Source organism: Streptomyces termitum (assembly GCF_014650175.1).
GTDB classification, from domain to species: domain Bacteria; phylum Actinomycetota; class Actinomycetes; order Streptomycetales; family Streptomycetaceae; genus Streptomyces; species Streptomyces termitum.
Map to the genome: position 1 here is coordinate 20,218 of NZ_BMUL01000002.1, position 22,566 is coordinate 42,783.

A 22,566-nucleotide genomic window follows, 5' to 3' on the forward strand; every position below is an offset into this window, starting at 1 on the left:
CGGGGCCTGGTTCCGGCATGCCGAAACCGGCAGGAGACGCCCGGCGCGCCCCAAGTCCCCGACGTTAGGTACACGTTTTGTTCCGCTCGATCGCCACTCGCGCCGTTGCCCGCAAGAAGTCCATCGCCGCCTCCGCAGCCGTGCTGCTCGGCGCCTCGGGTGCGGTCCTCGGCACGACGGGCTCGGCCTCGGCCGCCAGCCCGCAGGAGCTCGCCCGGCAGATCGTCCCCGCCTCGCAGTACTCCGCCTTCAGCAAGATCGTGTCGCACGAGTCCGGCTGGAACCACAAGGCGACCAACTCCTCGTCCGGCGCCTACGGCCTCGTCCAGGCCCTGCCGGCCTCGAAGATGTCCTCCGCCGGTTCCGACTGGAAGACCAACCCGGCCACCCAGATCAAGTGGGGCCTGAACTACATGAACGAGCGCTACGGCTCCCCGAACGCCGCCTGGGCGTTCTGGCAGGCCAACGGCTGGTACTAAGAGTCACCACGCCGCCTCCCGCGCACCCGCAAGGCCCCGCCCTCCACTCGGAGGGGCGGGGCCTGCGGCGTTCCCCCGTGCGGTACGGCCCCGGTCCCGCACGGCATCGGAGCCGTACGGGACCGGAGTCGTACGGGATCAGAGTCGTACGGGATCGGGGTCGTACCGGATCGAGCCGTCCGGGGTCAGAGGCGCTGGATGATCGTGCCCGTCGCCAGCGCGCCGCCCGCGCACATGGTGACGAGGGCGAACTCCTTGTCGGTCCGCTCCAGCTCGTGCAGGGCGGTGGCGATCAGCCGGGCGCCGGTGGCCCCGACGGGGTGGCCGAGGGCGATGGCGCCGCCGTTGACGTTGACCTTCTCCAGGCCGTCGAGGTCCTTCTCGAAGACCTGGGCCCAGCTGAGGACGACCGAGGCGAACGCCTCGTTGATCTCGACGACGTCGATGTCCCGCAGCGACATGCCCGCCTTGCCGAGGACGGTCCGGGTCGCGTCGATCGGCCCGTCGAGGTGGTAGTGCGGGTCGGCGCCGACGAGGGCCTGGGCGACGATCCGGGCCCGGGGCCGCAGTTTCAGCGCGCGGGCCATCCGCTTGGAGGCCCACATCACGGCGGAGGCCCCGTCGGAGATCTGGGAGGAGTTCCCGGCGGTGTGGACCGCGGTGGGCAGCACCGGCTTGAGGCCGCCGAGCCCCTCCATGGTGGTGTCGCGCAGCCCCTCGTCGCGGTCGACCAGGCGCCACATGCCCTGTCCGGCGCGCTGCTCGTCCTCGGTGGTGGGGACCTGCACGGCGAAGGTCTCGCGCTTGAACCGCTCCTCGGCCCAGGCGGTGGCGGCCCGCTCCTGGGAGAGCAGGCCGAGGGAGTCGACGCGCTCGCGGGTGAGGCCGCGGCGGCGGGCGATCCGCTCGGCCGCCTCGAACTGGTTGGGCAGGTCGACGTTCCACTCGTCGGGGAAGGGCTTGCCGGGCCCGTGCTTGGAGCCGGAGCCGAGCGGCACGCGGGACATGGCCTCGACGCCGCAGGAGATGCCGACGTCGATGACGCCGGCGGCGATCATGTTGGCGACCATGTGGCTGGCCTGCTGCGAGGAGCCGCACTGGCAGTCGACGGTGGTGGCGGCGGTCTCGTAGGGCAGTCCCATGGTGAGCCAGGCGGTGCGCGCCGGGTTCATGGACTGCTCCCCGGCGTGGGTGACGGTGCCGCCGACGACCTGCTCGACGCAGTCGGCGGGGATGCCGGTGCGGCCGAGGAGTTCGCGGTAGGTCTCGCCCAGGAGGTAGGCGGGGTGGAGGTTGGCGAGCGCGCCTCCGCGCTTGCCGATGGGGGTGCGTACGGCTTCGACGATGACGGGTTCCGCGGCCATGAGCTCGGTCCTCTCCTCGACGGGCGGGGTGTCCCGGCACTCCGCCGGCCGGCGTCACGGGAGAACTAGTACGCGTTCTAGTTCTGGATGCAGTCTTATGACTGCTACCGCCGGTACGCAAGGGTCCGGAAGGCAGCAGTTCCACCGCCGGGCGACTCGGGGCGCCCGGAGCGGACCCCTCAAGCCCCTTCTTTCACACCGGAGTTCGCATTCCAGAGGGGGCGCGGGGGACGAGTTCCGTCCGCGCCCCTTGCGACTTGTAGAACTCGTTACTAACTTTCCCGGCAACTTCTGATGGTCCATCAGATATGGAGCGTGCTGCCGATGACCTGCCCCCATCTCCCCGACGGATTCGACGCCACCGACCCCGACCTGCTGCGCAGTCGCGTCCCGCTCCCGGAGTTCGCGCGGCTGCGGGAGACCGCCCCGGTCTGGTGGTGCGCCCAGCCGCGCGGCGTCACCGGTTTCGACGACGAGGGGTACTGGGCGGTGACCCGCCACGCGGACGTCAAGTACGTCTCCACCCACCCCGAGCTGTTCTCCTCGCACGAGAACACCGCCGTGATCCGCTTCAACGAGCACATCGACCGCGACCAGATCGACGTCCAGAAGCTGATCATGCTGAACATGGACCCGCCGGAGCACACCCGGGTCCGCCAGATCGTCCAGCGCGGCTTCACCCCGCGCGCCGTCCGCAGCCTGGAGACCGTGCTGCGCACCCGGGCCCGCGCCATCGCCGAGGAGGCCCGCGCCGCCGCGGCCGAGGACCCGGACGGCACCTTCGACTTCGTCACCCGGGTCGCCGTCGAACTCCCCCTCCAGGCCATCGCCGAACTCATCGGCGTGCCCCAGGAGGACCGCTCCCGGATCTTCGACTGGTCCAACAAGATGGTGGCGTACGACGATCCCGAGTACGCCATCACCGAGGAGGTCGGCGTCGAGGCCGCCATGGAACTCATCGGCTACGCGATGAACATGGCCGCCGCGCGCAAGGAGTGCCCCGCCCGGGACATCGTGTCCCAGCTCGTCGCCGCCGAGGGCCAGGGCAACCTCTCCTCCGACGAGTTCGGCTTCTTCGTGCTGCTGCTCGCCGTCGCCGGGAACGAGACCACCCGCAACGCGATCAGCCACGGCATGCACGCCTTCCTCACCCACCCCGACCAGTGGGAGCTGTACAAGCGGGAGCGCCCGGCGACCACCGCCGAGGAGATCGTCCGCTGGGCCAGCCCGGTCGTCTCCTTCCAGCGCACCGCCACCCAGGACACCGAACTCGGCGGGCAGACCATCCGGAAGGGCGACCGGGTCGGCCTCTTCTACTCCTCCGCCAACCACGACCCCGAGGTCTTCGAGGACCCCGGCCGCTTCGACATCACCCGCGACCCCAACCCGCACCTCGGCTTCGGCGGCGGCGGACCCCACTTCTGCCTCGGCAAGTCCCTCGCCGTGAAGGAGATCGAGCTGATCTTCGACGCCCTCGCGGACGTCCTGCCGGACCTCACCCTCGCCGCCGAACCCCGCCGGCTGCGCGCGGCCTGGCTCAACGGCGTCAAGGAACTCCGGGTCCGCGCCGGCTGACGGCCCCCGGCGCGCCCTGACGGTACGGCCCCGGGACCGCGCCTCCGGGACCGGGGCCGTACCGCCGGAACCGTATCGCCGGAGCCGTATCGCCGGAACCGGAAGGAGCCCCCGTACGTCCGACCGGGCATGCGGGGGACCACACACAGAATCCTGACCACGCTGGCCGCGCTGCTCGCGCTCCAGCTCGGCTCGCTCGTCGCACCGGCCTGGGCCTGCGGCTGCGGGGCCATGATCCCGGACGAGGACCGGCGGATCGGCGTCGACCGGGAGGAGTCCGCCGTCCGCTGGGACGGCCGGACCGAGACCGTCGTCATGCGCTTCCGCGTGCACGGGAACGCCGAACGGGCCGCCTGGATCATGCCCGTGCCGGACCGCGCCGACGTCACCCTCGGCGATCCGGAACTCTTCGACGCGCTGGAGGAGCTGGCCGCGCCCGAGCGGCGCGACCGCACCTACTTCTGGCCCCGCGAGGACGACTGGCCCTTCGACGCCGGGCGCGGCGACGGGGCCTCGGCCGGGGCCGCCCCCGGCGGCCGGGTCGGCGTCGTCGGCCGCGAGCGGCTCGGCCCCTTCGACGTCGCCCGGCTGACCGCCACCGACCCCGACGCGCTCGGCGACTGGCTGCGCGCCAACGGCTTCGCGCTGCCCGACCGGCTCACCCCCGAACTCCGGCCCTACGTCGAGCGGAAGTGGGAGTACGTCGCCGTCCGCCTCGCACCCGAGGAGCGCGGCGCGCCGCTGTACGGGGAGCTGACCCCGCTGCGGATCACCTTCGCCTCCACCGAACTCGTCTACCCCATGCGGCTCTCCCGGCTCGCCGCCCAGCGCCAGACCCTCGGCCTGTCGATCCTCGCCGACCACCGGATGGAGCCCCGCTCCGCGATCGGCGGTGCCCGCCCCGAGGTCGCCTTCTCCGGCCGGATCGACCGCCCGGAGGGCCCGGTCGCCGCGCTCACCGGCGGCGCGCCCGCCCATCTCACGGTCCTGGAGCAGGAGTTCCCCGAGCCGTCCCGCATCGACGACGACCACGTCCTGCGGACCGTCGCCGACACCCCGTACCGCCGGGTCGTCTACACCGACCGGATCGCCACCGTCGCCGGTATCCCGGCCTGGCTGCTCGCGACGGGCGGCGGCGCGGCCCTGGTCGCGGCGGCCGCCGTGCTGACCGCGCGGGCGCGCCGCCGCCGGGTACCGTCGGCCGCATGACACACCCTCAGCCGAACCCCCGGTGGGACGAAGTCGACTCCTACCTCACCGACCTGCTGGTCCCCGCCGACGAGGCGCTGACCGCCGCGCTCGCCGACTCGGCGGCGGCCGGACTCCCCGAGATCGCCGTCGCCCCCAACCAGGGCAAGCTCCTGAACCTGCTGGCCCAGGTGCAGGGCGCCCGCCGCATCCTGGAGATCGGCACCCTCGGCGGCTACAGCACCATCTGGCTGGCCCGCGCGCTGCCCGCCGACGGCCGGCTGATCAGCCTGGAGTACGAGCCCCGGCACGCCGAGGTGGCGCGCGCCAACCTCGCCCGCGCGGGCCTGGCCGACCGCGTCGAGGTCCGCACCGGGCCCGCCCTGGACAGCCTCCCCCGGCTGGCGGAGGAGGGCGCGGGCCCCTTCGACCTGGTCTTCGTCGACGCCGACAAGGCGAACAATCCGCACTACGTGGCCTGGGCTCTGAAGCTCTCCCGCCCGGGCACCCTGCTCGTCGTCGACAACGTGGTGCGCGGCGGGCGGGTCGCCACCGAGGACCCGGCGGACCCGGCGATCACCGGCACCCGGGCCATGTTCGACCTCGTCGCGCGCGAGCCCCGGCTGGACGCCACCGCGATCCAGACGGTCGGCTCGAAGGGCCACGACGGCCTCCTCGTCGCCCGCGTCACGAACTGACCGCCCGCCGCCGGACCGACCGTCGGGCCGACCGTCGGCGCGGGCCGGCCGCCGGCCAGGCGGCCGGCCCGGCACGGCGCGGCCCGGGGGTCAGCCGGCCCGCCACCCCGTGAAGAGCGGCAGCCGCCCCTCGGCGTCGAGGACGACGACGCCGAAGGGGCGGTCGAAGGCGATCCGCTCCACCGGCGCGGGCCGGGCCGCGCTGCGGGTCATCACGACCTGGGTGACGGCCGCCGCCTCCACCCCCTCCTCCGCGACCTCCAGCACCGCCTCCTGGAGCGCCTCGGTGACGTGCAGCGGCTCGGGCGAGAGGCCGGAGAAGTCGGCACCGGGACGGAGCGGGGCGGTCACCCCGAGGGAGGCCAGCAGGGACAGGACGTCGGTGCGCCCGCGCAGCGTGAAGCGGGGCAGCGCCAGTTCGACGGCCCCGGCCCGCACCGGCTCCCGCCCGCCCTCCGCCCAGGCCAGCGGCACCACGGCGGCGGGCCCGGCCCCCTCGGGCCCGAGCACGAAGCGCACCAGCGGCGCCCGCTCCCCCGCGCAGGGCAGCTCCACCACGGTCCCGCCGCCGACCCGCCAGGCGCGGTCGGCGGGCAGCCCGCGGTGCATCGTCGGCACCCCGGTGACGGTCCCGCGCCCGTCGGTGAAGGGCGCGGGCCGGGTCGCGGACCGCGCGAACGCCTCCCGCCAGCGCGCGGCCAGCGCCACCACCCCCACCAGGACCAGGTCCGCCCCGCCGTCCAGGGCGGCGGGCAGCCGCGCGATCCGCCCGCCGGTGGCCCCGGCGACCCACGCGTCCAGCTCCGCCGCCGTCCCCGGCCCCAGCCCGCCGAAGCCGATCCCGGGCAGCGCGTCCCGGTAGGCGGCGTACACCGGCACCCGGCTGCGCACCGAGGTCCCGCACGCGACGCCGCCGGTCCGGGCGAGGAGCGCGTCCATCCCGGCGACGGCCGGTCCGGCCTCCTCCCCGGCGGTCCCGAGCAGCCCCCGCAGCTCCTCGGCCGTCCGCCCGCGCGCCCCGGCCGCGACGGCGGCGAGCGCCGTCCACAGCCCGGCCGGGGAGCCCGCCCAGTCCGCCGCCGGATCGTCCGGCAGCGCCCACTCGGCCAGCTCCCGCACCGCACCCGCCCGTCCCGCGCCCCTGTCGCCGGTCATATCCTGCCTTTCATGAGCATCGTGAAGATCAACGTCCTGACCGTGCCCGCCGAGCAGCGGGAGGTCCTGGAGCGGCGGTTCGCCTCGCGGGCCGGGGCCGTGGAGGGGTCCGACGGCTTCGAGTGGTTCGAGCTGCTGCGTCCGGTCGAGGGCACCGACCAGTACCTGGTGTACACCCGCTGGCGCAGCGAGGAGGACTTCCAGAACTGGATGAACGGTTCCATGAAGGCCGCCCACCAGGGCGCCGCCGGCGGCGAGGGCGGGGAGCGCCCGAAGCCCGCCGCGAGCGGTTCGACGCTGTGGTCCTTCGAGGTCGTGCAGCAGGCCGCGCCCCCGGCGTAGCCGCACCGTTTATCCGGAGGCGGCGGGGGCGGGGCGGGCCGCAGAATGGCGGCCATGACCTGGAGCCTCGCCCCCGAAGCCGTCGACACCCCGGACGCCACCGCCCTGCGCCGCGCCTACTACGGCGACGTCGCCGGGCGGTACTGGGGCCGTCCGGCGACGGAGGCGGAGGTCGACGAGGGGCTCGCGGACGACGGGGTGGCGGCGCTCGCCGCGCCCACCGGGGCCTTCCTGGTCGCCCGGTACGGGGGCGAGGCGGCGGGCTGCGGCGGGCTGCTCCTGCTGGACGGCGGGCGGGCCGAGCTGACCCGCGTCTTCCTGCGGCACGCCTTCCGGGGCCGGGGCGGCGCCGATCTGCTGATGGCCGGTCTGGAGGACGCGGCCCGCGCGCTCGGCGCCCGCCGGACGGTCCTCAACACCCGTCTCGACCTGGTGGAGGCGCGGGCGCTGTACGTCCGGCACGGGTACGGGGAGATCCCGGCGTACTGCTCGGGGCCGTACATGGAGATCTGGTACGGCAAGGAGCTCTGACCCCGCCGGCCGGGCCCCGCCGGGGTGCCGTCAGGCCCGGTGGTCGCGGGGCGGTTCCGGGCCCTGGGGGTGCTCCTGGTCCGAGCCGCACAGTTCGGCGTTGAGCTCCTCGACCAGCCGGACCAGGTCGGTGGGCCGGTCGGGGCCCCACCAGTCGCCGAGGAGTTCGGCGAGGGACTCCTCGCGGGCCGCGGCGAGGCGGGTGGCGGTGGCCACGCCGTCCTCGGTGAGCATCAGCTGGACGCCCTCGCGCGCGACCATGCGCCGTTCCTCGATCTCGCGGGCCGCCTCGGTGACGACCCGTACCGGCAGGGGCACGGTCTCGGCGAGCCGGGCGGGTTCGACGGCCCCGTGGCGGCGGATGCGGAGCAGCAACCAGCCGGCGGCGGGCGACAGGTCGAGCCCGGCGCGGGCGGTGATCTTCTCGTAGATCCGCTTGCGGCCCTCGCGGGAGCCGAGCACGGACAGGGCGCGGGCGGCCTCGTCGCGCGAGGAGCGCTCGACGGGGTTGGCGCCGAGGGTCTGGCCCGCGTCGGGCGCGGTGACGGAGGCCCGGAGCGGGTCCTCCCTGAGGAACCAGGAGACGGCGAAGGCGAGGAGGACGACCGGCGCCGCGTACAGGAACACGTCCGTGATGGAGGTGGCGTACGCGTGCAGCACCTCGGGCCGCAGTTCGGGCGGGAGGTGGGCGGCGGCGCGCGGGTCGGCGGCGACCCGGCCGGCGTCGGTGCCGGGCGGGACCGGGAGGCCTGCCGCGGCGGCGCGGGCGAAGACGTCCTCCAGTTCGCCGGTGAGCCGGTCGGTGAAGAGGGTGCCGAAGACGGCGACGCCGAAGGAGGCGCCGATGGAGCGGAAGAAGGTGGCGCCCGAGGTGGCGACGCCGAGGTCCTCGTATCCGACGGCGTTCTGCACGACGAGGACGAGGACCTGCATGACCAGGCCGAGGCCGGCGCCGAAGACGAAGAAGTACAGGCTCATCTCCCAGGTGGGGCTGGTCTCGGTGAGCCCGTGCAGGAGGAGCAGGCCGATCGTGGTGACGGCGGTGCCCGCGATCGGGAAGACCTTCCACCGGCCGGTCCTCGACACGATCTGGCCGGAGGCGGTGGAGGTGAGCAGCAGGCCGAGGACCATCGGCAGCATGTGGACGCCGGACATGGTGGGCGTGACGCCCTGGACGACCTGGAGGAAGGTCGGCAGGTAGGTCATGGCGCCGAACATCGCGAAGCCGATGACGAAGCTGATGACCGAGACCAGGGTGAAGGTCCTGACCCGGAAGAGGCGGAGCGGGAGGACCGGTTCGGCGGCCCGCCGCTCCACCGCCACGAAGCAGACCAGGAGGACGGCGCCGAGCACGGCGAGGCCGATGATCTGCGGCGAGCCCCAGTCCCAGGTGGTGCCGCCGAGGGAGGCGACCAGGACGAGGCAGGTGGCGACCGAGGCGATGAGGAAGGTGCCGAGGTAGTCGATGGTGTGCCGGGTGGAGCGGACCGGGATGTGCAGCACGGCGGCGATGACGAAGAGGGCGACGACGCCGATGGGGAGGTTGACGTAGAAGACCCAGCGCCAGGAGAGGTGCTGGGTGAGGAGGCCGCCGAGGAGCGGTCCGAGGACGCTGGTGGCGCCGAAGACGGCGCCGAAGAGGCCCTGGTAGCGGCCGCGCTCGCGGGGCGGGACGAGGTCGCCGACGATCGCCATGGACAGCACCATGAGGCCGCCGCCGCCGAGGCCCTGGACGGCGCGGAAGGCGATCAGCTCCGGCATGTTCCGGGCCAGGCCGCAGAGGGCGGAGCCGATGAGGAAGAGGACGATCGCGCCCTGGAAGAGCTTCTTGCGGCCGTACTGGTCGCCGAGCTTGCCCCACAGGGGCGTGGCGGCGGTGGAGGCCAGCAGGTAGGCGGTGACCACCCAGGAGAGGTGCTCCATGCCGCCGAGTTCGCTGACGATCGTCGGCAGCGCGGTGGAGACGATCGTCTGGTCGAGGGCGGCGAGCAGCATGCCGAGCAGCAGCGCGCCGATCGCGACGAGGACGGTGCGGCGGCTCTGTCCCTCCCCGGGCGCCGGGGCCGCTTTTCCGCCAGGTGGGGACGGGCTGGTCTCCTGCGCCATGGGCCTCTCCTCCCGAGTCCCCTCCATCCTGAGTCGTATGTCCGGATATGGCCCGCCGAGGGGCACATCTGTTCCCCCATGGGAAAGATCCGGGCTGCATAATCACTGCCAGTTGCTTGGGGAGGGACACATCATGACCGGACACGCATGTCCTGAATGCGGTGGTCGGAGACCGGGCTGCGCCTGCGCCCGCGCGGAGCGGGCGGCGGCCGAGGACTTCGACCCGCTGCGCATCAGGCCGTACGTGACGCTGGAGGCGCACGACGTCCAGGACCTCCCCGACGGGGCGGGCGACCCGCCCACGGCCCGGCTCGCCGCGATCCGCCCGGACCCGGCCCCCGGCGGGGCCGGTGCGACGCACGGGGGACACGAGGGGTACGGGCCGGACGCGGGGCACGGGAGGGACGCGGCGCATGGGAGGGACGCGGCGTACGGGACGGCGTACGGCTCCGAGGCCGCGCACGGCTCCGAGGCCGCGTACGGCCCCGGCGCGGGCGCCCCGTACGACGCGGGCGTCCCCTATGACTCCACCGTCCCCTACGGCTCCGGCGCCCCGCACGACTCCGGCGCGCCGTACGACTCCGGCGCTCCCGCTCCGTACGGGCACGGCGGCGGGGGTCCGGAGACGGCGCCGCTGCTCCTCGACGGGACCGGCGGCGAGGCGCCCGGACGGGAGCGGGCGCGCCGGCGGCGCGGCGCGGTCGTCGCGGTCGTCGCGGCGGCGGCCGTGGTCGGCACGGCCGCCCTGGCGGCGGCGGTCTTCGGCGGCGAGGAGCCGGAGGACCGGGCGGCCGTCCCCGAGGTGACCACCAGCGCCTCCCTGAACCTCGCCGTGTCGGAGGCCCCGTCCCCCTCCTCGTCCTCCCCCACGCCGACCCGCTCCCCGTCCGCCACGCCCTCGCGGCGCACCTCCTCGGCCTCCCCGACGGCCTCGGCGACGGCGTCCGCGGAACCGACGGCGACGGGCTCGCCGACGGCGACCGGCGGGGCGGGCCCCACCGGGGGCGCGTCCACGGCGGCGACGCCCACGCCCGGCCGCACGACCGCGCCGGTGGCCCCGGTCGCACCGACCCCCACGGACGCGCCGGAGGGGGCGACCCTGCGCCTCGGGGACACCGGACCGGCGGTACGGGACCTCCAGGCCCGGCTGAAGTTCCTGTGGGCCTACACGGGCAAGGTCGACGGCGTCTACGGCAAGGACGTGCGGGCCGCGGTGGCGGACTTCCAGAACCGGTTCTGGCCGATGGAGGACCCGCGGGGCGTGTACGGCCCGTACACGCGGCAGCGGCTGGAGTACGAGAGCGACTGGCGCGGCTACGGGGACTGACGGGGCCGCCGGCCCCTTTGGCGCGGGGCCGGGTGGCCAAGACGCCCCCCGGTTTTGTATCGTGGAAAAACAAAGTGGCCCCGCCCGTATTCCCTGACCGGCGGGCGGGACCGCTTCGTTCTCCGCACCACCCCCCTGGAGACCTCATGGCCGCCACCCCGGCAACGCTCACCGCCCGCGCCCTCCTGCTCGACATGGACGGCACCCTGGTCAACTCGGACGCCGTCGTGGAACGCTGCTGGCGCCGCTGGGCCGACCGCCAGGGGCTCGACGCCGGGGCCGTCCTCAAGGTCGTGCACGGCCGCCAGGGGTACGCCACGATGGCGGTCCTCCTCCCCGACCGCCCGATGGCCGAGAACCACGCCGACAACGCGCTGATGCTCGCCGAGGAGACCGCCGACCTGGACGGGGTCGTACCGGTCGACGGCGCCCCCGCCTTCATGGACGCCCTCGCGGACCTCCCGCACGCCCTCGTCACCTCGGCGGACCTGGCGCTCGCCACGGCCCGGATGGGCGCGGCGGGGCTGCGGATGCCGGAGGTCCGGGTCACCGCCGAACAGGTCGGCGCGAGCAAGCCGGACCCGGAGGGCTTCCTCAAGGGCGCGGCCGAGCTGGGCGTGGACCCGGCGGAGTGCGTGTCCTTCGAGGACTCCGAGGCCGGCATCCAGGCGGCGCGGGCGGCCGGGACGCGCGTGGTGGGCGTCGGCCCGCGCGCGGCGGCCTTCGCGCCGGACGTCCACGTGGCGGACCTGACCGCGCTGCGGGTGGAGCGCTCCGCCGATGGCGGGATCGTGCTCACCGTCCTGCCCGACTGACCGTCAACCCCCTTGCGCACCAAGGGAATCGGCCCCCGTATCGAACGTGATACGGGGGCCGTTCTCCGTCGCGCGCACGCGCCGGCTTCGCTACCCTCCCTACCTCAGCAGTTCGGCAGGCGACGGGAGGGTCCTGCGGTGGCCCAGGTAACAATCAATGAAGGCGTCTTGTGGGTGGGCGGCGAGGCGTATCCGCTCCGCAACATATCCCACGTCGGACAGCGCCGGCTGGCCGTCGACCAGGGGGCGGCCTGGAAGACGTTCATCCTCCGGACGATCGGCTGGCTGATCGTCGGCGGCATCATCGCCGCGGTCGGCGACACGGTGGGGACGCTCGTCCTCCTCGCCGTCGAGGGCCTGTTGATCTGGAGGCTGGTCGCGGCCCTCCAGAAGCCCCCGCTGTACGGCCTGGTCCTCAACACCTCCGGCACCCAGCGCGAGGCCATCTGGTCCACGCGGCAGGAGGAGATCCAGCAGCTGATCTACGAGATCACCAAGGCGATCGGCAATCCGGAGGTCGCGCAGATCGTCATCAACGTCGAGCACGCGGTCCACGGCGACCTGATCAAGCAGTACGGCCCGGGCAGCATCGGCAAGGCCCACCACAGCGGAAGCGGGGACATCCGGACATGACGAGCGGCGACCACATCGAACAGCACGGCGCGGGCAGCATCGGCAAGGCCGAGCACACCGGGTCCGGAGACATCGTGGCCGGCGGCAAGACCGTCGGCGCCACCACGGGAGGGCCTGCGCTGGAGGCCCTGCTGCGGGAGATCGAGAAGCTCCGCCCGCACCTGGACGAGAGCGACCGGGCGGAGGTGGACGCGGCGGCCGACTCGATCGCCGCCGAGACCTCCCCGGACCGGCGGCGCGGCCTGGTGCAGCGCATCACCGGCATCGCGGCCCTGCTCGGCGAGGTCGGCGTCCCGGTCATCGCGGCGGCGAGGGCCCTCCTGACCGGCTGACCCGCCCCGCCCACGGGCGGACCCCACGACCGAGGGGCGCGCCCCGGCCCGCCCGGAACGCGCCCCTCGGCCACACCCGACCCCGAACGGACCCCGCCCCGCCTCTTCACCCCCTATCCCCAACTCCTCACCACCCGGCGGAATCCGACGCTCCGTCAGGGTTCCGCGCACCCCTTGATGTGACGTGCCCATGTCGCCACTCTGTTACCTGGCGCACGCCGCAGCGACATCCGGCGCCGTCACGATGGCCGGGCACCCGCCCGGCACCGCACGGGACCGGACGCATCGCCGAGGTCCCCTCGAACCAAGGGAGTTCCCCCATGCCCGTCGGCAAGGTCTACGCGCGTCGAGCCGCTGTGCTCGCCTCCTCCGCCGCCCTCGCCCTCACCGGCCTGGCGACCGCCGCGCCCTCCGCGCAGGCCGCGATGCCCACCCCCGTCAGCGCCGCCACCGCCCGCACCTACCTCGCCTCCCTCACGGTCAAGGCGGAAGGTTCCCTCAGCGGCTACAGCCGCGACCTCTTCCCGCACTGGATCACCCAGTCCGGCACCTGCAACACCCGCGAGACGGTGCTCAAGCGCGACGGCTCCAACGTCGTCACCGACTCCGCCTGCGCCTCGGTGAGCGGGAGTTGGTACTCGCCGTACGACGGCGCGACCTGGACCGCCGCCTCGGACCTCGACATCGACCACCTCGTCCCGCTCGCCGAGGCGTGGCGCTCGGGGGCCAACTCCTGGACGACCGCCCAGCGCCAGGGCCTCGCCAACGACCTGACGCGGCCGCAGCTCATAGCCGTGACCGACAACGTCAACCAGTCCAAGGGCGACCAGGACCCGGCCAGCTGGCTGCCGTCGCGCACGGCGTACCGCTGCACCTACGTCCGCGCCTGGGTCCAGGTGAAGTACTACTACAAACTCAGCGTCGACTCCGCCGAGAAGAGCGCCCTCCAGTCGGTCCTCAACGGCTGCTGAACAAACGGTTCGGCACGCGCCGGCGATCGTGCGGGAACGGCGCGAGAACGGCGTGAAATCGGCGCGTCGGTGGTCCAGACCATAGGGAACTCTATGACCACCGGCGCGCCGCTCCTCATCGACATGCTTGAACTTGCAAGTACAAGTGAGGGTCACCTAACCTTGCGACGTCCGGCGGCACCCCCACACCCGCCCCCACCCAGGGCGGACCAGCCGAAGGAGTCCCCCTCATGAACCAGTTGACCCCTCGTCTCCAGCAGGCGCAGCCGTACGCGCTCGGCCTGTTCCGGATCGTCGTCGGCCTGCTCTTCGCCTGCCACGGCGCCGCCTCCCTCTTCGGCGTCCTCGGCGGCGCGATGGGCGGCGGCACCATACCCGCCGGCACCTGGCCCGGCTGGTACGCGGCGGTGATCCAGCTCGTCTGCGGCGCCCTGGTCCTGCTCGGCCTCGGCACCCGCGGCGCGGCCCTCCTCGCCTCGGGCTCCATGGCGTACGCGTACTTCTGGGTGCACCAGTCCCACGCCCTCTTCCCGCTCCAGAACGGCGGCGAGACCGCCGCGCTGTTCTCCTGGACCTTCGCCCTGCTGATCTTCACCGGCCCCGGCGCCCTCTCCCTCGGCACCCTCTTCGGCCCGAAGGCACCGGCCGCCGCGTCGGACACCCGGACCGGCCGGGGCCCGGCGGGCACCGAGAGCGCGCCGGGCGGCGAGAAGCGGGGCGCGACGATGGCCGCCTGAGGCCCCGCCCTCTCCCCTCTCCTCTCCGCGAGCCCCCGCCGGCACCCGCCCGGCGGGGGCTCGGGCGTCGCCGCGTAGGCTCTGGCCCTGTGAATCTGCTCGACGACATGGGCTCGCTGAGGTCGCTGGCCGCGGGCCCGTGGATCTATCCGGTGGTGGCGACGTCGATCCTGCTCGACGTCTTCCTCCCCGTGCTGCCGAGCGGCTTCCTCGTGATCTCCGCCGCCACGGCCGCCTCCGCCGCCATCGGCGCGGTCGGCACCGCCCCCTCCGACGTGCCGTCCCTGCTCGCGCTGCTGCTGACCGCCGCCTCGGCCTCCCTGCTCGGCGACTTCCTCGCCTACCGGCTGGCGCTGCGCGGCGGACACCGGCTGGACCGGGCGATAGCCCGCTCCCGCCGCCTCACCCTGGCGCGGGAACGCCTCGGCACCGCCCTGGCCCGGGGCGGCGGACTCCTCGTGATCCTGGCCCGGTTCGCCCCCGCGGGCCGTTCGGTGGTCTCCCTGGGCGCGGGCGCGGCCCGGCGGCCCCCCGAGCAGTTCCTGCCCTGGTCCGCGCTGGCGGCGGTGATATGGGCCTCGTACAGCGTCGGCCTCGGCTGGCTGGGAGGCCGCTGGCTGGGCGCGACGTGGTTCAGCGCGGCGGTGTCCACCCTGGCGCTGCTGCTGGCCGGCGGCCTGGCCGGCTACCTCCTCCGCCGCCCGGGACCGTCCCCGGCCCCGGCGTCCTGACCGGCCGACGCCCCGGGCCGACCGGCTGATCGACCGGCCGCCGCCCCCTCCGATCGACCGGCCGCCCCCCCTCTGACCGGCCGCCTTCTCCCGGCCTCTCAACCTGGCTGACCGCCGGTCCGTCGGCCGGTCGGTCCGTCGGCCTGTCGACCGACCGGTCGGCGTCCCCTACGCCCCTCCGTCGTCCCTACGCCCCGTCGTGCGGCCGGGCGCCGCTCCCCCGTACCTCCAGGGTGTCGAGGAGCCGGGCGGTGGCCTCGGCGATCTCGTCCACGGCCCGCTCGAAGACCTCGCGGTTGTGCGCGGCGGGGGCGCGGAAGCCGGAGACCTTGCGGACGTACTGGAGGGCGGCGGCGCGGACGTCGTCCGGGGTCGCCTCGTGGGGCAGGACGGGCGGGCGGAGGGTCTTGATGCTGCGGCACATGCCTCCAGTGTGGCGCGCGCCACCGACAGTGCCCCTCCGGCAGCGCCCCGCCGACGGCCGCCGCCGGAGGTCTCCACCACTTCCCGGCCCTCCCGGCAAGCGCTAATTCAGGCCACGTCTGCTGCGGGCGTTGATCTCGGCCGCGCGGGCGCGGAGTTCGCGCAGGGGGGTGGCGGGCTGCACGTCGCCGGGTTCTGCCTCCCATACCGTCCCGCCGTGGACGGTGCGGATCAGGAGGCGCCCGGAGGCGTTCCGCACGAAGAAGCCGACCCGCCCCGTGGCGGTGTCGCGGACGAGGTCACCGACCTCGGGCCATGACTGCACGCAATCCCTCCGTCCCGTCCGGATGCCGCGTGGACGCCGCATGGATGCCGCTTGAGGGACACCTAGGGAAGCGCGGCGGCCTCCCCCTGTCAACACATCTCTAGAGATGTCCCCTGATGGATGGAGTACGGGGCGGGACGGCGCACACGTGTGCAGCCCGGCCCCGGGGCGCCCCTTAGGGTGTCCCGCAGACGAAGGGAGTGGTCCATCCGTGACTGACCAGGACGGCGCTCGTCGGCCCAAGTACCAACGCATCGCTGATGAGTTGAGAGAAGCGATCCGCTCGGGCGACTTCGCGCCGGGCGACCGGCTCCCCGGCGAGAACGACCTCATGGCCGCCCACGACGTGGCCCGGATGACCGTCCGGCAGGCGCTCGCGGTCCTGGGCGGTGAGGGCCTCACCGAGGCGCGCAAGGGCTCCGGGGTCTTCGTCCGCTCCTTCCGGCCGCTGCGCCGCCGGGGCGTCTCCCGCCTCGCCGCCGAGGGCTGGTCCGGCGGGCGTTCGGTCTGGGCGGCGGAGACGGAGCGGCGCGCCCTGGCCGTGGACCGGGTCGAGGTGTCGGAGCGGGCCGCGGGGGCCCGGATCGCGGGCGCGCTGGACCTGGCGCCGGAGGACCCGGTCTGCGTCCGCAGCCGCCGCTACGTCCTCGACGACAAGCCGGTCCTGCTCTCCGTCTCGTACCTCTCGGCGGCCCTGGTGCGCGGCACCCCGATCACCGCGCCGGACACCGGCCCCGGGGGCACGTACGCCCGGCTGGCCGAGCTAGGGCACCGGCCGGTCCGCTTCCGCGAGGAGATCCGCTGCCGGATGCCGACGGCGGACGAGTCGGACGGCCTGGCCCTGCCGCCGGGCACGCCGGTCGTCCTGATCGGGCGCACCGCCTACACGGGGCCGGGCACGGCGGTCGAGCTCAACGAGATGACCCTCGACGCGTCGGCGTACATCCTGGAGTACGACTTCGACGCCTGAGCCCCTGCGCCCCGCGCCGCTCCCCCGCCCTCAGCGCTGCGCGGGCACGGCGGCCTCCCGCCCGTCCACGTCGGCGCTGACCTGCCCGCCCAGCGTCATGACGTTGAGGGTGGCGGCGTTCTCGTTGGCGATGGCCTTCTCGACGCGGGCGACGAGCAGGGTGAACGCCTCCCGCTCCGCGAGGCCCCGGTAGGGCCCCACCCGCGCCGCGAAGTAGATCCGCTCGTGCCCGAGCAGTTGCTCGGTGGAGCGGTAGTTCTTCCACTGCTCGCGGTACCGGTAGACGCTCTCCAGCGACACCGCCGCGACCACGACCACGCTCAGCACGGTCGCGGTGACGCGCGCGAAGCCCGCGTCCAGGTTCACGAACACCGGCACCAGCGCCCCGCCGACCACCGAGACGGTCCGCATCCGCAGGTGCATGGCCTTCATCCGGGCGGCCTTGACGTCGTACCACTCCTGATACTGCGCCAGCCGGCTCTCGACGTACTTCCGCGGCGTCATCTCGCCGCCCTCGCCGTCCACTTCGGGTGCGTCCCCCACTTCCACCATGCCCGGAGTAGACCCGCGGCGCGGTCCCCGCGTCAACCCGGGCCCACCCGTTCCCCGGCGGCGGGTGGGCACGATACGTTCACCCCGTCATCACCACCCCACCACACCACCGGGAGTCCTCATGACGACCACCGCCACCCGCGCCGGCGTCCTCCTCGCCGTCCTCGCCGCGGCGGCCGCCGCCCTCGGCACCCTGCTCGCCGCCCCCTCCACCACCACCGACGCCAGCGACCGCGAGACGGGCACGGTCAAGTGGATCACGGAGGCCAAGTCGGCCGGCGACAAGAAGGTCGAGGTCATCAAGTAACCCGGAACCGGGAGACCGCGAAGGCCCGGACCGCCGCTTCGACACCGGCGTCCGGGCCTTCGCCGCGCCACCCGCCGCCGGGTGCGGACGGCTCAGGCCTCCAGCCGAACCGTCACCGCGACTCCCTCACTCCTCGTCGCTCCGCTCCAGCACCAGGCCGACGGACCCCTCCTCCAGCCCGTTGCCGTCTTCGAGATGCAGATGGGCCCCGTCGGAAACACCGTCCCCGGCCAGCACCAGCAAGTGCCCGGCCAGCGTCCTGAGACCCGCCGCATTGGCCTCGATGACGACCTCGCTCCCGAGCCCCCGCACCTCGATGCGCGCGTCCTCGTCCCACGCGAAGACCAGCCCGGCCCCGTCCGCCTTGACCGTGGCACGGGTGCTCTCCGTCGGGGCACCGCCGTACTCGGAGTTCATGCCGTCCATGATGGCACCGCCGGCCGGGGCGTTGCGGGTACCCGGTTCAACCGAACCGGGCCGGCCCCTCCCCCTCCAGAGCCGCGATGGCGCGCCGACGGCATCGGACGGCCTGCGTCACGATGCTCCCGCAGGAGAGCGCGGCAAGGACGGCGCCGCCCCCACCAGAGCGGCGGAGCCGTACCCGAGCTTCCCCGCGTCCCGCGCTCTCCCTCTTCGCCGCCCGCGTCCGGCATGACGACCGGATCCGCGGGCGTCACCGACGCGCGACCGGCACCTCGTAGACGACCTCGCCCAGGGCGGCGGGCACGATGATGTCGGCCGTCTCCACGGCCCGGCCATCGTCGCTGTAGTACGTCCTCCGGATGCGCGTCACCAGCGCGCCCTTCTGGATGCCGAGCAGCGACGCCTCCTCGGCGGTCGCCTGCGTCGGTTCGAGCCGCTCCACGGCGTGGCTGACGGTGATCCCGATGACGGCCATCCGGTTGACGACGCCCGTGCCGGCGTGCGGTCCACCCTCGGGAAGGACGACGAGGGTGCCGGCGGTGAGGGCGTACGGCTCCCAGCTCGTCGAGAGCTGCACGGGGCGGCCGTCGGCGAGGAACTCGTACACGCTCCGGACGCACGGCTCACCCTCCTCGATGCCGAGCCGCGAGGCGATCTCGGCGGGCGCCGGGACCTTGGCCTCCGTCCGGCTCTCCCAGTCGCCGAGCTTGCCCATGGCCTTCATGTCGGCCTGGAACGGCGAGCCGCCGCCCTGCTCCCGCGTCGAGGAGCGCATCATCCGCACCCGCTGGCGGGCCTCGGCGACGTAGGTGCCCGAGCCCGCGCGGCCCTCCAACACGCCGTGGGAGATCAGCAGTTCCTGGGCGCGGCGCACCACGTTGTCGCCGACGCCGTACTCCTGGGCGATCTGCGCCCGCGAGGGGAGCCGGTCCCCGGGCGCCCACTCGTGCGCCGCGATCCGCTCTCGAAGGACATCCGCGATGCGGAGGTATGGCGGCTGCTCAGGCATATGGAAAATCTAGTCCACTAGCTCTAATCTAGTTAACTAGCTTCACGCAATGTGATCACCTGGCGACGGAGGCCCTCTGTGCCCGCTTCGAAGGCAAGCGCCGAGGACATCGCCGCCCGGTTGTCCGCCCTCGGATTCACCCCCCGCGTGGAGCGGCACGCCCACGAGACGACCGTCGAAGCGGAGGTACCGGACCTGGTCCCGTCCGACACCTGGTGGAAGGCGCTGGAGGCGGTGGCCCGGGCGGACCGCTTCGGCCTCCTCGCAGGCAGCGAGAACGGCCGCGTCTTATGGGCCGCCGTCCACGGAACGGCCCCCGCCCCCACCCCCGACGAGAGGAACCGACCGACATGACCCAGCACCCCCGCCACACGACACTCCGACCCCCGAGGCCGGGCCCCCCGACACTCCGGCCCCCGAGGCCCGCCACCCTGACACTTCAGCCCCCGGGGCCCGGCCCCCAAACACCCCAGCCCCCGAAGTCCCGTTCTCTGACGCTCCGGCCCCCGGAATTCCGGCCCCCGACGCCTTGGCCCCTGACGCCCTGGTCTCCAACGCCCCGGCCCCTGGCACCCCGATCCCTGGCACCCCGGTCCCTGACGCCCTGGTCTCCGACTCCTTGGTCCCTGACGCCCCGGCCGGGAACGGCGGGAACCGTCCGATGACCCCGTACCGCTCCTCCGCCTGCCGCATCGGCACCCACCACGCGTGCCCCCACCGCGACCCCGCCCCGGCGGCGCCGTCCACCGCCCCCGGCGTCCCCGACATCCCCGTCGTCTACGAGGCGTGCGCCTGCCCCTGCCACCCGCCGGCCGCCCCTTGCCCGCACCCGGAGGTCGCCCCGTGAGGTCCTGGCCCCCCGGCGGCGCCATGGCCGCCACGATCGAGATCACCACGGCGAACGTGCGGCGCGGTGACGTCATCCAGATCGGCGGACGCCCCTGCCGGGTCGCCGACCTCCGCCAACTCCCCCTCGGCGGCAAGCACCTCCTCTTCGAGACCGGTGAACAACTGACCATGCACGCCCGCACCCGCCTCCTGGCCCTCCGGGTCCACACCGGCTGGTGACCGACTCACCCCGAGAGAACAGGCGCATGACATCCCACGACGAACTACGGCTCCTCCCGTGGTCCGGCCCCGACGGCAAACCGTGCTTCCTCAGCACCGACGACGGCGACAGCCGCCTCTCCCGGCTGGCCGACACCCTCGAAACGGCCCACCTCGCCTCGGCCACCGAGCTCCTCGACGACGCCGCCCGGATCCTCGGCCACCCCCACCCCGCCCCGCGCGACCTCCGCCCCCTGGCCCTCGCCCTCACCACGGCCTTACGCCAGGTCCTCCGCGTCGCCGAGAGCCGTGGCCACCGCCTCCCCCCACCCCCCGACACCCCCGCCTGACCCCACCCGAGCCCCTGCCCGAACCGCCGACGCGGGAGGGCCCGGCCACACGGACGACGAAGGCCCCCGCCATGAACGGCGGGGGCCTTCGTCGGTGTGCCTGCTGGTGGGCGCGGACGGTTTCGAACCGCCGACATCTGCTTTGTAAGAGCAGCGCTCTACCCCTGAGCTACGCACCCGTGGGTGGGCTCAGCCTACATGGCGGGGGCGGGCCGGTCGCACACCGGTGGGCGGGGGGCGAACCGGGTGGGCCGTGTGTTCGTCCTTCCCTGGTGGGAGAATGGTCGTTCGGACGGACGGCAGGGCGGATGCGGCGCGGGAGAGGTACGAGGTACGTGGCGGCGAGCGGCGTGAGGGGCAGGGCGGCGTCCAGGGGTGGGGCGGCGGTGCGGCTCGCGCTGGTGCTGCCGGTGCTCGTGGGGGCGCTGCTGCCGCAGGCGTTCGCGGGCGGGGGGACCCGGCGGTGGTTCGGGGGGCGCGGGGAGAGCCAGCGGGCCGGGGCGCAGGCCGCGAAGGACGCCGCGGCCGCCGCGTTCTACGAGCTGGACACCGCGCAGCGCGGGCTGCGGATCACCCTGGAGACGATCTCCGCCGTGGACGGGTCGCCGGAGGCGCTGCGGGCCGCCGAGGGGTTCGCGGCGCTGGGGCGGCGGATCGACGCGGTGTCGGAGGCGTACATCTCCGCCGTCGACGCCCATGACCTCGACCGGGACGAGCTGGACGCCGCGACGGCGAACCGGGCCCGGACGGAGCTGACCCGGGCCAAGGAGGAACTGGACCGCGTCAAGGGCGAGCTGGACCGCTTCGAGGCGGGGCTCGCGCCGCTGCTGGACCGGGCCGAGACGCAGCTCGCCCGGCTCGCGCCGGCCGTCGAGCGGGCCCGGCAGGCGCTGCGCGGGGCGAGCGACGCGCTCGACTCCGTACGGGCGGCGGGGCTGCGGGCCGACGAGCTGGCCGCGCGGCTCGCGGCGCTCGGGCCCGAGCTGACCCGGCTCAACGAGGGCGCCGGGCGGCACGGCGTCCCCGAGACGCTCCAGCGCGCCGACCGGGTGCTGCGGAACGCGGAGGCGGTGCGGGCGGAGGCCGGGCGGCTGCCGGAGCGGGCCGCCGGGATCGACAAGCGGCTGGTGTCGCTGCGGACCCGGGCGCAGGCCGTGACCACGCGCGCGCAGGCCGTCGAGCCGGTCCTGTCCGAGCTGCGCCGGCGCTACTCGGCCGCCTGCTGGCAGGACCTCCAGCAGGTGCCGGACCAGGCCGCCGAAGCCGTACGGCAGGCGGAGGAGCGGCTCGCGGAGGCCGTGACGGCCCGGTCGGAGCAGCGGTGGGCGGACGCGACCGCGCTGCTCTCGACCGTGCGGGCGCTGCTCGACACGACGGGCGAGGCGGTGGCGGCGGCCGGGGACCGGCTGCGGCGGCTCGACGCGGTCGCCGCGGACCCGACGGCGGAGACGGACCGGGCGAGGTTCGCGGTGCGGGACGCGCAGCGGTTCGCCATGGAGGGCCGGACCCGGCCCGAACCCCGGCACGCCCGGCCGCTGGACGAGGCGGTGGAGCGGATCGAGCGGGCGGTGGCCGGTCTGGAGGGCCGTCACCCCGACTACTGGCACTTCCTGACCGAGCTGGAGGCGGTACGGGCCGAGGCCGGACGCGTGGTCGCCGCCATCCGGGAGGAGCGGGGCGCGGGCGCCCACTGAGCCCTTTCCGGGCCGCCCACTGAGCCCTTCCCTCCTGGCGCCCACAGGCTTCCCCGCGCCCCAGCCGCCCACTGAGCCCCTCGCCCAGGCCGCCCACGGCGGTTCCCCTCCCCCGGGCGCCCATGGAGTCCCCGTCTCCCCGGCCGCCCGCTGAGCCCCCTCGCCCGCCGGGGCTCCGCTCCCGGGCTCCCCGGCCGGGCTCCGGCCGCTCCCCGGCCGGCTTCCCCGGTGCTCGTGCCCGGGGAGGCCCTAGCCTGGGCGCATGCCTCGTTACGAATACCGGTGCCGCACCTGCGACGACACCTTCGAGCTCAGTCGGCCGATGGCCGAGTCCTCCGATCCCGCCTCCTGCCCCGCCGGGCACGGGGACACCGTCAAGCTGCTGTCGGCCGTGGCCGTCGGCGGGTCGGCGTCCTCGCCGGCCCCCGCCGCCGGTGGGGGCGGCGGGGGCTGCTGCGGAGGGGGCTGCTGCGGCTGACCCG

Annotated in this window: 29 protein-coding genes and 1 tRNA gene; 21 read left to right on the forward strand and 9 right to left on the reverse strand. The window is 74.5% G+C overall.

Annotated features, from left to right (window positions below):
- Positions 1-77 precede the first annotated feature (77 nt).
- Complete coding sequence (locus IE219_RS03460) at positions 78-479, forward strand: aggregation-promoting factor C-terminal-like domain-containing protein (RefSeq protein WP_189975016.1); 402 nt, start codon at positions 78-80, stop codon at positions 477-479.
- Between the two features lie 185 nt (positions 480-664).
- On the opposite strand, the gene IE219_RS03465 is transcribed toward IE219_RS03460, so the two are convergent.
- Positions 665-1,843, reverse strand: a complete 1,179-nt coding sequence (locus IE219_RS03465; RefSeq protein ID WP_189975017.1) for a steroid 3-ketoacyl-CoA thiolase — start codon at positions 1,841-1,843, stop codon at positions 665-667.
- 324 nt (positions 1,844-2,167) lie between these two features.
- Between IE219_RS03465 and IE219_RS03470 the strand changes: the two genes are divergently transcribed.
- The 3 genes from IE219_RS03470 to IE219_RS03480 all read left to right on the forward strand — a co-directional run bounded on the left by IE219_RS03470 (position 2,168) and on the right by IE219_RS03480 (position 5,304).
- Positions 2,168-3,418: a cytochrome P450 gene (locus IE219_RS03470; RefSeq protein ID WP_189975018.1), complete on the forward strand. Its 1,251-nt coding sequence runs from the start codon at positions 2,168-2,170 to the stop codon at positions 3,416-3,418.
- 129 nt (positions 3,419-3,547) lie between these two features.
- Entirely contained in the window at positions 3,548-4,627 is a 1,080-nt protein-coding gene (locus tag IE219_RS03475) for a DUF2330 domain-containing protein (protein WP_189975019.1), read from the forward strand.
- A complete protein-coding gene (locus IE219_RS03480) occupies positions 4,624-5,304 on the forward strand; it encodes an O-methyltransferase (protein ID WP_189975020.1) in 681 nt (226 codons plus the stop codon). The genes IE219_RS03475 and IE219_RS03480 overlap by 4 nt, the downstream gene beginning before the upstream one ends.
- A 90-nt stretch (positions 5,305-5,394) precedes the next feature.
- Here the strand turns inward: IE219_RS03480 and IE219_RS03485 are convergent, their stop codons facing one another.
- Positions 5,395-6,459 carry a serpin family protein gene (locus tag IE219_RS03485; RefSeq protein WP_189975021.1) on the reverse strand — a complete coding sequence of 355 codons (1,065 nt, stop codon included), beginning with the start codon at positions 6,457-6,459 and terminating at the stop codon, positions 5,395-5,397.
- A gap of 12 nt (positions 6,460-6,471) precedes the next feature.
- Between IE219_RS03485 and IE219_RS03490 the strand changes: the two genes are divergently transcribed.
- Positions 6,472-6,801: an antibiotic biosynthesis monooxygenase family protein gene (locus IE219_RS03490; RefSeq protein ID WP_189975022.1), complete on the forward strand. Its 330-nt coding sequence runs from the start codon at positions 6,472-6,474 to the stop codon at positions 6,799-6,801.
- Between the two features lie 45 nt (positions 6,802-6,846).
- Positions 6,847-7,332: a GNAT family N-acetyltransferase gene (locus IE219_RS03495; protein ID WP_373298754.1), complete on the forward strand. Its 486-nt coding sequence runs from the start codon at positions 6,847-6,849 to the stop codon at positions 7,330-7,332.
- A 30-nt stretch (positions 7,333-7,362) separates the two neighbouring features.
- Here IE219_RS03495 and IE219_RS03500 read toward each other — a convergent pair whose 3' ends face one another.
- Positions 7,363-9,438, reverse strand: coding sequence for an MDR family MFS transporter (locus IE219_RS03500; RefSeq protein ID WP_189975024.1), 2,076 nt, complete (start codon positions 9,436-9,438; stop codon positions 7,363-7,365).
- Between the two features lie 133 nt (positions 9,439-9,571).
- On the opposite strand from IE219_RS03500, the gene IE219_RS03505 reads away from it, so the two are divergent.
- The 7 genes from IE219_RS03505 to IE219_RS03535 all read left to right on the forward strand — a co-directional run bounded on the left by IE219_RS03505 (position 9,572) and on the right by IE219_RS03535 (position 14,984).
- Positions 9,572-10,765, forward strand: coding sequence for a peptidoglycan-binding domain-containing protein (locus tag IE219_RS03505; protein WP_189975025.1), 1,194 nt, complete (start codon positions 9,572-9,574; stop codon positions 10,763-10,765).
- Positions 10,766-10,911: 146 nt separating this feature from the next.
- Positions 10,912-11,580, forward strand: coding sequence for an HAD-IA family hydrolase (locus tag IE219_RS03510; RefSeq protein WP_189975026.1), 669 nt, complete (start codon positions 10,912-10,914; stop codon positions 11,578-11,580).
- 138 nt (positions 11,581-11,718) lie between these two features.
- A complete protein-coding gene (locus IE219_RS03515; protein ID WP_229849572.1) occupies positions 11,719-12,213 on the forward strand; it encodes a DUF6232 family protein in 495 nt (164 codons plus the stop codon).
- Positions 12,210-12,545, forward strand: a complete 336-nt coding sequence (locus IE219_RS03520) for a hypothetical protein (RefSeq protein ID WP_189975027.1) — start codon at positions 12,210-12,212, stop codon at positions 12,543-12,545. Before IE219_RS03515 ends, IE219_RS03520 begins: the two co-directional genes overlap by 4 nt.
- 320 nt (positions 12,546-12,865) lie before the next feature.
- Positions 12,866-13,516, forward strand: a complete 651-nt coding sequence (locus IE219_RS03525; RefSeq protein WP_189975028.1) for an HNH endonuclease family protein — start codon at positions 12,866-12,868, stop codon at positions 13,514-13,516.
- A 230-nt stretch (positions 13,517-13,746) separates the two neighbouring features.
- Positions 13,747-14,253, forward strand: coding sequence for a DoxX family protein (locus IE219_RS03530; RefSeq protein WP_373298755.1), 507 nt, complete (start codon positions 13,747-13,749; stop codon positions 14,251-14,253).
- A 107-nt stretch (positions 14,254-14,360) separates the two neighbouring features.
- The gene (locus tag IE219_RS03535; protein WP_189975484.1) at positions 14,361-14,984 is read left to right on the forward strand and encodes a DedA family protein; all 624 of its coding nucleotides are present in this window, start codon (positions 14,361-14,363) and stop codon (positions 14,982-14,984) included.
- A 187-nt stretch (positions 14,985-15,171) separates the two neighbouring features.
- Here IE219_RS03535 and IE219_RS03540 read toward each other — a convergent pair whose 3' ends face one another.
- A complete protein-coding gene (locus IE219_RS03540; protein WP_189975029.1) occupies positions 15,172-15,408 on the reverse strand; it encodes a DUF2277 domain-containing protein in 237 nt (78 codons plus the stop codon).
- A 102-nt stretch (positions 15,409-15,510) separates the two neighbouring features.
- Positions 15,511-15,732, reverse strand: a complete 222-nt coding sequence (locus tag IE219_RS03545) for a hypothetical protein (protein ID WP_189975030.1) — start codon at positions 15,730-15,732, stop codon at positions 15,511-15,513.
- Positions 15,733-15,943: 211 nt separating this feature from the next.
- Between IE219_RS03545 and IE219_RS03550 the strand changes: the two genes are divergently transcribed.
- Positions 15,944-16,702, forward strand: coding sequence for a GntR family transcriptional regulator (locus IE219_RS03550; RefSeq protein WP_189975031.1), 759 nt, complete (start codon positions 15,944-15,946; stop codon positions 16,700-16,702).
- A gap of 30 nt (positions 16,703-16,732) precedes the next feature.
- Here the strand turns inward: IE219_RS03550 and IE219_RS03555 are convergent, their stop codons facing one another.
- The gene (locus IE219_RS03555) at positions 16,733-17,254 is read right to left on the reverse strand and encodes a DUF4231 domain-containing protein (protein ID WP_229849573.1); all 522 of its coding nucleotides are present in this window, start codon (positions 17,252-17,254) and stop codon (positions 16,733-16,735) included.
- Between the two features lie 121 nt (positions 17,255-17,375).
- Here IE219_RS03555 and IE219_RS03560 point away from each other — a divergent pair, with 121 nt between their 5' ends.
- Positions 17,376-17,561, forward strand: coding sequence for a hypothetical protein (locus IE219_RS03560; RefSeq protein ID WP_189975032.1), 186 nt, complete (start codon positions 17,376-17,378; stop codon positions 17,559-17,561).
- Positions 17,562-17,687: 126 nt separating this feature from the next.
- On the opposite strand, the gene IE219_RS03565 is transcribed toward IE219_RS03560, so the two are convergent.
- On the reverse strand, positions 17,688-17,978 hold the full coding sequence (locus IE219_RS03565; RefSeq protein WP_229849574.1) for an Imm32 family immunity protein: 291 nt from the start codon (positions 17,976-17,978) through the stop codon (positions 17,688-17,690).
- 256 nt (positions 17,979-18,234) lie between these two features.
- Positions 18,235-18,993 carry a GntR family transcriptional regulator gene (locus IE219_RS03570; RefSeq protein WP_189975033.1) on the reverse strand — a complete coding sequence of 253 codons (759 nt, stop codon included), beginning with the start codon at positions 18,991-18,993 and terminating at the stop codon, positions 18,235-18,237.
- Between the two features lie 78 nt (positions 18,994-19,071).
- Between IE219_RS03570 and IE219_RS03575 the strand changes: the two genes are divergently transcribed.
- The 4 genes from IE219_RS03575 (at position 19,072) to IE219_RS03590 (ending at position 20,390) form a co-directional block, all read left to right on the forward strand.
- Positions 19,072-19,347, forward strand: a complete 276-nt coding sequence (locus tag IE219_RS03575) for a hypothetical protein (RefSeq protein WP_189975034.1) — start codon at positions 19,072-19,074, stop codon at positions 19,345-19,347.
- Positions 19,348-19,654: 307 nt separating this feature from the next.
- Positions 19,655-19,840 carry a hypothetical protein gene (locus IE219_RS03580; RefSeq protein WP_189975035.1) on the forward strand — a complete coding sequence of 62 codons (186 nt, stop codon included), beginning with the start codon at positions 19,655-19,657 and terminating at the stop codon, positions 19,838-19,840.
- Positions 19,837-20,061: a hypothetical protein gene (locus tag IE219_RS03585; RefSeq protein ID WP_189975036.1), complete on the forward strand. Its 225-nt coding sequence runs from the start codon at positions 19,837-19,839 to the stop codon at positions 20,059-20,061. The genes IE219_RS03580 and IE219_RS03585 overlap by 4 nt, the downstream gene beginning before the upstream one ends.
- Positions 20,062-20,087: 26 nt before the next feature.
- Positions 20,088-20,390, forward strand: a complete 303-nt coding sequence (locus IE219_RS03590; RefSeq protein WP_189975037.1) for a hypothetical protein — start codon at positions 20,088-20,090, stop codon at positions 20,388-20,390.
- Positions 20,391-20,494: 104 nt separating this feature from the next.
- On the opposite strand, the gene IE219_RS03595 is transcribed toward IE219_RS03590, so the two are convergent.
- Positions 20,495-20,569, reverse strand: a tRNA-Val gene (locus IE219_RS03595).
- 129 nt (positions 20,570-20,698) lie between these two features.
- Here IE219_RS03595 and IE219_RS03600 point away from each other — a divergent pair.
- Both IE219_RS03600 and IE219_RS03605 read left to right on the forward strand, forming a co-directional pair.
- A complete protein-coding gene (locus IE219_RS03600; RefSeq protein WP_373298756.1) occupies positions 20,699-22,084 on the forward strand; it encodes a hypothetical protein in 1,386 nt (461 codons plus the stop codon).
- A 262-nt stretch (positions 22,085-22,346) separates the two neighbouring features.
- A complete protein-coding gene (locus IE219_RS03605) occupies positions 22,347-22,562 on the forward strand; it encodes an FmdB family zinc ribbon protein (RefSeq protein WP_189975039.1) in 216 nt (71 codons plus the stop codon).
- The last annotated feature ends 4 nt before the right edge of the window (positions 22,563-22,566 follow it).